The following is an 11,556-nucleotide window of genomic DNA, read 5'->3' as shown; positions in this document are numbered from 1 at the left end:
GGCGTGTTGGGGCTTGCACGGTTCGTGCAGCCCCACACGCCGCAACACTTCAGCGGGATCCAGGCGCGCGCCGCGCGAGTGCCGCGCGCACGCGCTGCACGAAGTGGGCGCCTCGCCGCGCCATGTGCGCGCGGGTGACGCGGATCGTGATCCAGCCCGCGGACTCGAGGCGCGCGTACCGATCGATGTCCACGTGCCACTGCCGCTCCTCGCGGTGCCCGTCGCCCTCGTACTCGATGGCGATGCGGCTGTCGGGGTAGCCGAGGTCGGGGCGGCTCTCGATGCCGTCGACGACGACCAGCGGATGCACCGCAGGCTCAGGGAGACCGGCCTCCACCAGCAGCAGCCGCACGATGGTCTCGAAGCGGGAGTCGACGCCGACTCGCGCGTGGGCTGCCGCGGCGCGCAGCGCGGCGACGCCCGCGAGCCCTCGGTCGCGGCGGAGCAGCGCGGCGAGGCGCTCCGGTGTGGCCCACGGCCGGCCCGCATCTCGGCGCAGAGCCAGCCCCGGGTATCGCTGCGACGGCGTCAGGAGCGCGTCGAGCACCTGCACCAGCGCCTCGTGAGAGAGCTCGCGGGCGAGCGTGCGCGTTGTGCCCCACGGATCGAGCAGCCGCAGGCCGTCGACCTCCACGACGGTCGTGCGGACCGGGTCGACGGCGATGTGGCGCGTGCCGCGGGTGAAGCCGCGCGTGGAGCCCCGCGGACGCGCGATGACGAGCGGCTCGTCCTTCGTCCACCGCTCGGCGATCGGCAATCCCCAGAGGCGCGCCGCGGTGATGCCGCCGAACGCATGATGCGCTGCCATGACCGTCGCGTACGCGGTCGAGAGGTCGAGGACGGTATCGATCGCGTGCGCGCGCACCTGCCGGAACGGGGCGATGAGGGAGCCGTGGCGAAGCCGATCGGCGCTGACGCCAGCGCGCATGGCGTCCCGCACGCGGAACGCTCCCTGGTGGAATGGTTCGGGCAGCGGTTGCTTGGCCGGCATGGGCGCAGGATGCGGGCTGCGCACGGCTCGCGCTCGTCGCTCGGCCGTCGCTGTGGACAGCGTCGCACCCGCCGTCCCGCGGAGTTGCGGCGAGTTGCGCCGATACGCGCCGCCGATGCACGACTCGCCGCAACTCCTGGCGGCGCGCGCGGCGCGGGGCGGAGGCGCGCACCGCGAGGCCGCGCGGCGCGGGGCGGCGCGAGGGGTAGGCGCGCGGCGCCCCGCGCGGCGAGGTGCGGGCAGCCGCGCGGCGCGGAGCGGGCGCACGGCACGGCGCGGCGCGCGGGAGGGGCGGATGTCCCCCGCGGCGGCGAGTTGTCGGGGAGGATGAGGCCATGCAGCCGAACCCGCTCTATCGCATCGGCGCCGAAGCGGTGCGCGAGATGCTCGAGCGCGCGCCGTGGGCGCAGCTCGTGTCGCACCCCGCATCCGGCCCCGTCGCCTCGCCCTCGCCGGTGCTGCTCGCGCCCGAGGATCCCGGCGGCGACGACGAGCGCATCGTGCTCGAGACGCACCTCGGGCGCGCCGACGCGCGGCTGCACGGGCTGCTGCAGCCGCGCGAGGACGGCGCGCCGCACACGCTGCTGGTGATCGTCGCGGGCGACCACGGCTACATCTCGCCCAGCTGGTACGTCGGCAACGACCGCGGTCAGGTGCCGACGTGGAACTTCGAGCAGGCCAACCTCACGTGCGAGGTCGAGCTGCTCGACGCGCAGGCCAACCTCGAGACGCTGCGGCGCCTCGTCGAGCACTTCGAGTCGCGCTACGCGCCCGAGCACGGCGTGCGGCTCGACCTCGACGACGACGGCAACCGCGGGATGGCGATGGGCACCGTGGGCCTGCGCCTCACCGTGCGCGGCTTCGACGCGAAGTCGAAGATGAGCCAGAACAAGTCGGAGGAGACGCGGGCCGAGGTGCTCGCGCACCTCGACGCATCCAACCCGTCGCTCGCGGCGCGGATGCGCGCGGCCGACGCCGACGCCCGAGTGGCGGGCTGACCCCAACCCCCGACCGCGGTCGTTCGTCGTAGAGGGCAGGAGGAGCATCGCGTGGCAGCCAGGTGGGAGCTGGTGGTGGCCGAGCTGGTCGCCGAGCGCGGCGACGCGCTCGTGCGGTACGCGATGCTCCTGACCGGCGACGAGGAGGAGGCGCGCGACATGGTGCAGGATGCCCTGACCGCGACGTTCGGCAGGCTGCGCAACGGCTTCGAGGTCGAGCAGGCCGAGGCGTACGTGCGGCGCGCGATCGCGAACCGCTTCCTCGACCGCGCCCGCCGCGGGCAGCGCTGGCGGCGCATCGCCCCGCTCGTGGGCGAGCGCGAGCGCGTCGACTCGGGCTCGACCCTCACGGGCGAGCGGCTCGACATGGCCGCGCGGCTGCAGCGCCTCAGCCCCCGCGAGCGCGCGTGCATCGTGCTGCGCTACGACGAGGACCGCACCGTCGAGCAGGTCGCCGCCGAGCTCGGCATCTCCCCCGGCGCCGTCAAGCGGTACCTCTCGGATGCGCTCGGCAAGCTGCGCGGGATGCTCGAGCGGGAGCGCGATCGGGATCGCCGCGCCGACGGCCAGACGATCGGGGGCGGGCTGTGAGCGACGACGAGCTGCGGCGGCGCCTCCAGGAGGTGCCGGGTCCGGGTGCCCGGCTCGACGCCGACGCGATCGTCGCGAGCGCCAAGCGGCGCCGGCGGCCGAAGACCATCGCGCTGTCGTCGGCGGCGACCGCGGCCGCGGTGCTGATCGTCGCGCCCTTCGTCACGCCGGGGCTCTCGCCGCTGCGGCCCGCGAGCGAGGTGGGCTCACCGATGGACGCGGCCGCGCCGGAGTCGGACGCCGGCGCGGACGGCTCGGGCGAGGAGTCGGCCGGCGGCGCGACCGAGCCGGGGGACGCGGGCGCGACGGAGGCCGGGGAGGCCCCCGCCGCATCCGACACCGACCTCGCCGCGGCGTGCCGCTACCCCTCGCTGCTGGCCGAGACCGGCATCCGGGCGACGTTCGCCGACGACCCGGGCGACGGCCGCGTCGACATCGCGTTCGAGCTGCCCGCCTCGGGCGGCGAGGTCGTGGTGCTCGGGGTCGCGATCGCGCACGTCGCCGCCGACGGCGCGATCGTCTCAGCGCCCGAGGTCGCGGCGTTCGACGACAGCGGCACGCGCAGCCAGGCATCCGGTGCCGGCGGCCTCGTCCGCCTCGGGACGTTCGTGCTCGACGACGCCCCGCCGGTCGACTGCGGCGTCGGCGGCGAGAGCAGCGAGGCGCCGCTGCTGCTCGTCGAGCTCGACGGGCAGGCGCGCGGGGTCGTCGGCGAGCCCGGCGGCGTTCGCTGAGAGCGGCGGATGCGGGGGCCATCCCCCAGGCTGCCGGCTACTTGCGCTGGCTAGACTCACCGCACGCCGGCACGTTCCGACGCCGGCACGAGGGAGCGCAGATGCACGTCCGGATCGTCCGCCCGCTGGTCGTTGCCGCCCTGGGCGCGGCCGCCATGCTCGGGCTCTCGGCAGGCGCGCTCGCCCCAGGCCTCGGGCTCGAGGACCCCGTCGACCTCGGCGGCGACGCGTTCGTCGACGCGACCGGCGACTTCGCGAGCGACGTGGCCGAGGTCAACGCGCACCTCGAGGAGCACAACGCCGCCTCCGACGCCGACGTGTACGCAGTCGTGGTCGACTCGTTCGACGGTGTCGACCGCGGCGACTGGGCCGTGCAGAGCGCCGAGGCTTCAGGCCTGCCGCAGGACGCGCTGCTCATCACGATCGCGATGCAGGACGGCCAGTGGGGCCGCGCCGTCGCGAGCGGCTACCCGCTCTCGGGCACCGAGGTCGACCAGCTCGCGCAGCGGTCGCTCGTGCCCGCGCTCAACAACGGCGACGTCGCCGGCGGCGTGATGGCGATGGCGGATGCGGTGGGCGACGCCGTCGAGGCCGGTGGCGTCGGCGGCGATGGCGGCACCGAGGTCAACGTCGACGGCTCGGCCGTGTGGCCGGTCGTCGCGCTCGTGGGCGGCGCGGCGGTCGTCGGCGGCGGCGCGTGGGCCGTCACCCGCGGGATGCGCGCGAACCGCCGCCGCAAGAGCGTGCAGGCGCAGCAGAAGCAGCAGCAGCTGAGCCTCGAGGAGCTGCGCCAGCGCGCCGACATCGCGCTCGTGCAACTCGACGACACGGTGCAGCAGAGCGAGCAGGAGCTCGCGTTCGCGGGCGCGCAGTTCGGCGAGGATGCGGTGCGCCCGTACCGCGAGGCGCTCGACAAGGCGAAGCGGGGCCTCGCCGAGGCGTTCGGCCTGCAGCAGCAGCTCGACGACGCGTTCCCCGACACCGATCAGGAGGTGCACGACTGGTCGAGTCGCATCCTGCAGATCGCCGAGGGCGCCGGCAACGAGCTCGCGAGCCACGCGACGTCGTTCGAGCAGTTGCGCGACCTCGAGCGGAACGCCCCGCAGGTGCTCGAGTCGGTCGCGCAGTCGCGGGCGGCGCTCGACGGGCGGATCGCGAATGCGAAGCGGATCCTCGACCGGCTCGACGACGTGCACGCGGGCGCCTCGATCGACCCGGTGCGCGAGAACATCGCCGGCGCCGAGCGGCAGCTGCCCAACATCGACCAGTCGATCGCGGCGGGCCGCGCCGCGGTGCAGGCCTCGAACGGCGCCGACGCGGCGCTCGCGGTGCACGCCGCCGAGGCCGCGCTCGCGCAGGCCTCGGGCCTGCTCGCGGCCGTCGAGCGCGCGGAGGGCGACCTCTCGACCTCCGCCCAGCAGCTGCACGACCTCGTGCAGGACTCGCTCGGCGACATCGCAGCGGCGAAGACGCTCCGCAGCACGCAGACGACCGACCTCGCGCCGCTCATCGCGCACGTCGAGGAGCAGGTCGCCGCCGCGCAGCGACGCCCGACCGACACGCTGAGCGTGCTCGCCAACCTGCAGCGCGCCAACCAGCGGCTCGATGAGGCCACCGGCCACGCGCGCCAGGCGGGCATGCAGGCGCAGCGCATGCAGGCCGACCTCGGCCGCTGGATCGCCTCCGCGCGCGCCAACGTCGACCGCGCCGAGGACTACATCGCCACGCGCCGCATCGGCGTCGGGCCGCACGCGCGACAGCTGCTCGCGACGGCCCAGCAGGAGCTCGCGCAGGCGCTGCGCTTGCAGCAGGCCGACCCGCAGGCGGCGATGCAGTACGCGCAGTCGTCCTCCCAGCACGCCGAGCAGGCGATGCAGGATGCGTCGGGCGACGTCGTCGGCTGGGGCGGCCAGGCCCGCAACCCCTACTACCGCCAGGGCGGCTGGGGAGGCGGCGGCCGCGGGCAGGACATGCTCACCGGCGGCCTGCTCGGCTACATCCTCGGCGACATCATGAACGACGCGAGCCGGGGCGGCCACAGCGGCGGCTTCACCGACCCGTTCGGCGGCGGCGGCGGAGGCGGCGGCGGCGGCGGCCTCGGCGACCTCTTCTCCGGCGGCGGCGGCTCCTTCGGCGGTGGGGGCGGCGGCTTCTTCGGCGGCGGCTTCGGCGGCGGAGGCGGCGGCTTCGGCGGCGGAGGCGGGAGCTTCGGCGACTAGCGCCCAGCCGCCGCGGAGCGCCCGCGACCGCCCCGCCACCGCACCAGCGCACCGGCGACCACCACGCATCCGACCACGACGCATCCGACCCACGACCAATCGACCACCGACCACCAGCCAGAGATCGACCCATCAGCCGCAGCCCGCGGCACTCGCAGGGAGGAACACCATGTCCAAGCAGTCCATCCTCGGTCGCATCGCGCAGCTCGCGAAGGCCAACATCAACGCGCTGCTCGACCAGGCCGAGGATCCGCAGAAGATGCTCGACCAGATGGTCCGCGACTACACCAACTCGATCGCCGAGGCCGAGGCGGCCATCGCGCAGACCATCGGCAACCTGCGGATGCAGGAGCAGGACTACCAGGAGGACGTGCGGGCCGCTGAGGACTGGGGCCGCAAGGCGCTCGCCGCGTCGCAGCGCGCCGAGGAGCTGCGCGCCGCCGGCAAGCCCGACGCCGACAAGTTCGACAACCTCGCGAAGGTCGCGATCGGCAAGCAGATGCAGTCGGAGTCGGAGGCGCGCGCCGCCGAGCCCTCGATCCAGTCGCAGAACGAGGTCGTCGACCGCCTGAAGACGGGCCTCGAGACCATGAAGGGCAAGCTCGACGAGCTCAAGGCCAAGCGCTCGCAGCTCATCGCGCGCGCGAAGGTCGCTCAGGCGCAGTCGCAGGTGCACGACGCGGTCAAGTCGATCGACATCCTCGACCCCACGAGCGAGATCGGCCGCTTCGAGGAGAAGATCCGCCGCGAGGAGGCGAAGGTGATGGGCCAGCAGGAGCTCGCCGCCTCGACGCTCGACGCGCAGTTCGAGGCGCTCGAGGACGTCGGCCGCCAGACGGAGATCGAGGCGCGGCTCGCGGCGCTCAAGCACGGCGGCTCGGGCTCGCAGGGGCAGCTCGGCACGGGCAACGGTGCCACGGCCGACCACGGCGACGGCAGCGTCGAGGCCGAGGTCGTCGACCGCTAGATCACGGCGCGTCGAGGGAGGGGAGGTCCGGATGGGCCTCCCCTCCCTCGCGCGTGGGGTCGGTCAGACGCCCCAGTAGTCGAGGATCGCCGCGCAGTAGTCGTCGTTCGTGCCGGTCGACCCGAAGACGACCTCTTCGCTGATCGGCTCCTCCTCGTCGGGGTCGATGACGAGGCGGATGCGGATCTGGCCGCTGCCCTTCGCGATGATCCGCCCGTCGTCGTCGAGCAGTCGGCCGCCGCCCGTGAACAGGACCGTGATCGTCAGCGTGCCGTCGTCGTTGACGACGATCTTGTGGTCCTTGGCGAGCGTGTTGGGCTGGATGTCGGTGACGGTGAGGCCGTTGTAGGTGAAGGTCTGGACGACGCGGAGCCGCTCGTGGAACCACTCGATGTCGTCGCCGCGCGTCCTGACGACGCCCGTCCCCGTCTGGTCGTACGTGTAGGTCGGCTCGATGTCGGCGCCGCAGAAGCCGCCTTCCACCGTGCCGCTCTCGGAGTAGTCGAGGCTGTAGCGATCGAGGACGCGAGCGCTCGCGGGGGCTGCGCCGGCGGCGACGAGACCGCTGACGAGGAGGGCGGTGGCGAGCACCGCGGCGTGCTTCTTGAACATGGTGGGGCCCTTCGAGGAACGGAATCGGACGGACAGCGTCCACCTCGTGACCCACACATCCACAACAGAACCGGCTGCGCCGGCGGCCCTGCCCTGGGCAGAGGGTAGTGCGGGGCGCAGGGGCGGGAAAGCACCGAATTCTGGGCGAGCCCCGTGGGTTGAGGGGGCCGCGGCCGCAGGCCGCTGCCGTCACGAGACCGCGGGGGCCAGCGGATCGCTCCTCTGGTCTCGTGACGCGAGCCGGCTCCGCCGGCGCGCTCCTCGACCGACGGACAGGGCGGCGAGCGCCGCAGCTTGAGGAGGCCGCGGCTGCAGGCCGCTGCCGTCACGAGACCGCAGGCGCCAGCGGATCGCTCCTCTGGTCTCGTGACGCGAGCCGGCTCCGCCGGCGCGCTCCTCGACCGACGGACAGGGCGGCGAGCGCCGTGGGTTGAGGGGGCCGCGGCCGCAGGCCACTGCCGTCACGAAACCGCAGGCGCCAGCGGATCGCGCCGTAGGTTGAGGAGGCCGCGGCCGCAGGCCGCTGCCGTCACGAAACCGCAGGCGCCAGCGGATCGCTCCTCTGGTCTCGTGACGCGAGCCGGCTCCGCCGGCGCGCTCCTCGACCGACGGACAGGGCGAGGCGCCGCGACACGCTCCTCGACCGACGGACAGGGCGAGGCGCCGCGACACGCTCCTCGACCGACGGACAGGGCGGCGAGCGCCGCAGGTTGAGGAGGCCGCGGCCGCAGGCCGCTGCCGTCACGAAACCGGAGGGGTCGGCAGCCGCTACGGGGTGGCGCGGGCGGCGATCGTCGCGCGGTAGACCGTCTCGAGCTCGTGCGCGACGTCCTGCCAGTCGCGGCGGGTCGCGGCGCGCCGTCCTGCGAGGCCGAGCGAGACCTGCAGGTCGACGTCCTCGAGGATCGAGCCCACCGCATCCGCCCAGTCCATGGGGTCGCGGCCGTCGACCAGGATGCCGGTCTCGCCGTCGAGCACCGACTCGGTGAGCCCGCCGACGCGGGACGCCACGACCGGCGTGCCGCTTGCCGCGGCTTCGAGCGGCACGAGGCCGAACGTCTCGGTACGGCTCGGCACCACCACGACGTCGGCGGCGTCGAGCAGCTGCGCGAGCGCCTCGCGGTCGACGCTGCCGATGTGCCGCACGCGGCCCTCGACGCCGAGGTCGCGCGCGAGGTCGTGCAGCGACTCGAGGTAGCGCTCGTCGCCGGGGGTGGCATCGCCGGCGAGCACGAGGACCGCGCCGGGCAGGTGCTGGAGCATGCGCACCGCGAGATCCTGGCCCTTGAGCGGCTGCACGCGGCCGACGCACGCGATGAGACCGTCGTCCGGGCGCACGCCCAGTCGGGTGCGGACGTCGGCCCGCGTCGCGAGCGGCTCGGGATGGAACAGGAGCGTGTCGACCGCCGGCGGCACGAGCCAGACGCGTCCGGGCGCCGCCCCGAGGCCGTCGCACAGCATGTCGACCTCGGCGCGCGAGACGGCCGCGATCGCATCCACCTCGCCGGCCAGGTAGCGCTCGGTGAGCAGGCGGCGCTCGGGCTCGGCGCGGTCGGCGTCGCCGATGCGGCGGTTCTTCTCGTGCGCGAGCGTGTGGAACGTCTGGACGATCGGCATGCCGAGCGAGAGGGAGACCGGCAGCGCCGCGAGGCCGGAGAGCCAGTAGTGCGCGTGGAGCACGTCGTACGGCTGGTCGGCGGCCCACGCGGCGCGCTCGAGCTGCTGGCCGAAGGCATCGGCGAGGTTGGGCAGCTCGTGCTTGCGCACGACGCCGCCGCCCGCCTCGAGCGCGTAGAGCGTCACGCCCGGCGCGAGCGACTCGGTGCGCGGTGCGCCCGCCGCGCGGGTGAAGATGTCGACGAGGTTGCCGCGGGCGGCGAGCGCCATCGCGCTCTCGAGCACCACGACGTTCATGCCGCCCGCATCGCCCTTGCCGGGGCGGTCGGCCGGGGAGGTGTGCATCGACACCAGCGCGACCCGCAGCGGCGGCTGCACGGGCGCCTGATCGGGGTGGCCGTACGGCTCCGGGCGCATGCTCCCAGGGTATCGGCGCGCTATCGTCGGCCGCATGGCTCGTCCGCAGGCACCGCAGGCACCGCTCGCCGCGCTCGGCCGCGGCATCGGTGCGCTCGGCCGGAACGTGAGCGGTCCGGCGTTCCGCGCGGTCACCGCGCCGCCGATCGCACGAGCGGGCGCGCGGATCGCGACCGCGGGCGCACGGCTGTGGGGCCGACTGCTCGGCGGGCAGGAGCGGCGAGAGGGCGCGCTGCACGTCATCACAGGGCTGCCGCGCTGGGCGTACGGCAGGGGCGGCACGACCGTGGGCGCCGCGTACCTCACCACCGCATCCGACTCGCCCGAGGTGCTCGAGCACGAGGACGTGCACCGGCAGCAGTGGGAGCGCTACGGCCTGTGGTTCATCCCCATGTACGTCGCGGCGGGCCAGGATGCGCTGCGCAACCGGTTCGAGGTCGAGGCGGGGCTCGAGGCGGGCGGCTACCTGCCCAAGCGCGGGGCGCCCGGACAGAGCGACGGCGCCTGACTCGCACGCGCCGCGATCCGGCTGAGGCGGCCCGCGTGCGCGGAGCGCGTCAGGGGCGCATGCGGTCGACGACGCGCTGCGTCCAGGGGATGCGGCGCTCGAGCTGGCGCCCGATCGCGAGCAGCGTCGCCTCCTCCCCCGGGCGGCCGATGAGCTGCACGCCCATCGGCAGGCCAGCATCCGTGCGGTGTACGGGCAGCGCGAGCGCGGGCAGGCCCGTGAGGTTCACGAACGAGGTGTGCGGCGTGTGCAGCACCTGGTGGTGGAAGTCGGCCTCGCCGTCGTCGACCGGATACCAGTCGAGGGGCCGCGGCGTGAGCGCGGTCGCGGGCGTCAGCACGGCGTCCCAGGGGCGGAAGGCGGCGAGGACGCGCCGCTCGTACTCGGTCGCCCACAGCTGGGCGCGGGCGAGGCCGGCCGCGGTGAGGTCGTCGCTCGTCTCGATGATCCAGCGGGCGAGCGGCTCGAGCAGGTGGCGCTCGTCGCGCGGGATCGGGATCGTCGCCGCTCCCCCGCGCCACAGGTCGGTGAAGGCGCCCGGGTAGCCCGCGACGCCCGGCACGCCGAGGTCGCCCGCGGCCTCCGGCAGCGCGACCTCGCCGACCTCGTGCCCGAATGCCTCGAGCGCCGCGATGGTCGCATCGACCGCGGCCGTCGCCTCGGGGTCGATGCGGATGTCGGCGACCGAGTCCCACGGGGTGCCGCCGGTGAGCACGGCGACGCGGAAGCGCCCCTGCCCGCGCATCGCCGCGGCGAGCAGCGAGCCGTCGTCGCGCTCCGGCGAGCGGAGGGTGAGCGGATGCGGTGTCACGCCGTTCACCCGCCCGATGAGCGCATCGGTGAGGAGCGCCGCGTCGATGACCGAGCGGGCGATGGCGCCCGCGGTCACGAGGCCGCCGACGACGCCCACGCCGCCCTGCGCCGGGATGCGGCCGCGTGTGGGCTTGAGGCCGACGAGCCCGCACGTCGCGGCGGGGATGCGGATCGAGCCGCCGCCGTCGGAGCCGGGCGCGAACGGCAGCAGCCCCTGCGCGACCGCAGCCGCGGCACCGCCCGAGGAGCCGCCCGCGTGCAGCTCGGGATGCCCGGGGAGCGTCGTCGCGCCGTGCACGGCGGAGCGCGTGTACCCCGCGAAGCCGAACTCGGGCGCCGCGGTGCGGCCCAGCACGACGCCGCCGCCGGCGTCGAGCACGCGGGCGACGGGGTGCGTCTGCTCGGCGACCGCGCCCTCGAGCCAGCGCGACGCCATCGCGGCCGGCTGGCCGGCGCGCGCGGTGAGGTCCTTGTCGGCGAAGGGCAGCCCATGGATGATCGCGGTGCGATCGTCGGCCGCGTCGGCGGCGCGCGCCCGATCGAGCGCGAGCTCGGCGTCGACGTGCACGAACGCGTGCGCGTCGTCGACGCGCTCGATGCGCTCGAGGAGGTGCTCGGCGACCTGCACCGCGCTCAGCTCGCGCGCGTGCAGCAGGCGCCACAGCTCGAGCGCGCCCAGCTCGTGGATCGCGGTCAACCGAGGTACCGCCCGGCTCGACGCTGCAGTCGCTTCCGCTCCGTGCGCTCGCGCATCTGGTCGCGCGAGGCGTAGTTCGTCAGCTCGCGGAACGGGTCGCGGCCGGTGAAGCGCGGCGGCTCGGCGATGATCGCCGCGATCGCCTTCTCGAGCTCCCAGTACTCGCCGATGCGCGTGCCCTGGCCCGGGTTGATGTGCCGCAGGCGCGCCTCGAAGCGGATCTCGTCGCGCACGGCGACCTGCACGATGAAGCCGCGCGTCACGCCGGCGACCGACACCATCCAGAAGCCCGGGCCGAGGTCGGTGACGGTCGCGCGCACGTCCGCGGCGGCTGCCGCGGCCTGCGCATCGGTGCGCTGCCGGGCTTCGCGCCACGCCTCGAACTCGGTCAT

Annotated in this window: 11 protein-coding genes; 6 read left to right on the top strand and 5 right to left on the bottom strand. The window is 74.8% G+C overall.

All coding sequences use genetic code 11. From position 1 onward, the window contains the following. Positions 1-49: 49 nt before the first annotated feature. Entirely contained in the window at positions 50-991 is a 942-nt protein-coding gene (locus BLT67_RS11315; RefSeq protein ID WP_157674343.1) for a hypothetical protein, read from the bottom strand. 335 nt (positions 992-1,326) lie between these two features. Between BLT67_RS11315 and BLT67_RS11310 the strand changes: the two genes are divergently transcribed. From BLT67_RS11310 to BLT67_RS11295, 5 genes are all read left to right on the top strand, one after another. Further along, positions 1,327-1,989, top strand: a complete 663-nt coding sequence (locus BLT67_RS11310; RefSeq protein ID WP_092667110.1) for an FMN-binding negative transcriptional regulator — start codon at positions 1,327-1,329, stop codon at positions 1,987-1,989. Between the two features lie 51 nt (positions 1,990-2,040). After that, positions 2,041-2,580: a sigma-70 family RNA polymerase sigma factor gene (locus BLT67_RS11305; protein WP_231945485.1), complete on the top strand. Its 540-nt coding sequence runs from the start codon at positions 2,041-2,043 to the stop codon at positions 2,578-2,580. Continuing rightward, positions 2,577-3,314, top strand: coding sequence for a hypothetical protein (locus BLT67_RS13550; RefSeq protein WP_172802014.1), 738 nt, complete (start codon positions 2,577-2,579; stop codon positions 3,312-3,314). Before BLT67_RS11305 ends, BLT67_RS13550 begins: the two co-directional genes overlap by 4 nt. Before the next feature lie 101 nt (positions 3,315-3,415). Further along, positions 3,416-5,533, top strand: coding sequence for a TPM domain-containing protein (locus BLT67_RS11300; RefSeq protein ID WP_172802013.1), 2,118 nt, complete (start codon positions 3,416-3,418; stop codon positions 5,531-5,533). Positions 5,534-5,702: 169 nt separating this feature from the next. After that, positions 5,703-6,500: a PspA/IM30 family protein gene (locus BLT67_RS11295; protein ID WP_092667108.1), complete on the top strand. Its 798-nt coding sequence runs from the start codon at positions 5,703-5,705 to the stop codon at positions 6,498-6,500. Between the two features lie 63 nt (positions 6,501-6,563). Here BLT67_RS11295 and BLT67_RS11290 read toward each other — a convergent pair whose 3' ends face one another. Beyond that, positions 6,564-7,112: a hypothetical protein gene (locus BLT67_RS11290; protein ID WP_092667107.1), complete on the bottom strand. Its 549-nt coding sequence runs from the start codon at positions 7,110-7,112 to the stop codon at positions 6,564-6,566. 768 nt (positions 7,113-7,880) lie between these two features. Continuing rightward, complete coding sequence (locus BLT67_RS11285) at positions 7,881-9,146, bottom strand: glycosyltransferase (protein ID WP_172802012.1); 1,266 nt, start codon at positions 9,144-9,146, stop codon at positions 7,881-7,883. Between the two features lie 34 nt (positions 9,147-9,180). Between BLT67_RS11285 and BLT67_RS11280 the strand changes: the two genes are divergently transcribed. Next, the gene (locus BLT67_RS11280; RefSeq protein WP_231945484.1) at positions 9,181-9,654 is read left to right on the top strand and encodes a hypothetical protein; all 474 of its coding nucleotides are present in this window, start codon (positions 9,181-9,183) and stop codon (positions 9,652-9,654) included. 49 nt (positions 9,655-9,703) lie between these two features. On the opposite strand, the gene BLT67_RS11275 is transcribed toward BLT67_RS11280, so the two are convergent. Together BLT67_RS11275 and BLT67_RS11270 are read right to left on the bottom strand one after the other, a co-directional pair. Further along, entirely contained in the window at positions 9,704-11,164 is a 1,461-nt protein-coding gene (locus tag BLT67_RS11275; protein WP_092667105.1) for an amidase, read from the bottom strand. After that, the gene (locus tag BLT67_RS11270) at positions 11,161-11,556 is read right to left on the bottom strand and encodes a hypothetical protein (protein ID WP_092667104.1); all 396 of its coding nucleotides are present in this window, start codon (positions 11,554-11,556) and stop codon (positions 11,161-11,163) included. The genes BLT67_RS11275 and BLT67_RS11270 overlap by 4 nt, the downstream gene beginning before the upstream one ends.

It is taken from the genome of Agrococcus carbonis, from assembly GCF_900104705.1.
Taxonomy (GTDB): domain Bacteria; phylum Actinomycetota; class Actinomycetes; order Actinomycetales; family Microbacteriaceae; genus Agrococcus; species Agrococcus carbonis.
The sequence above is the reverse complement of the archived record's forward strand: the minus strand, read 5'-3'. Positions and strand labels throughout refer to the sequence as shown.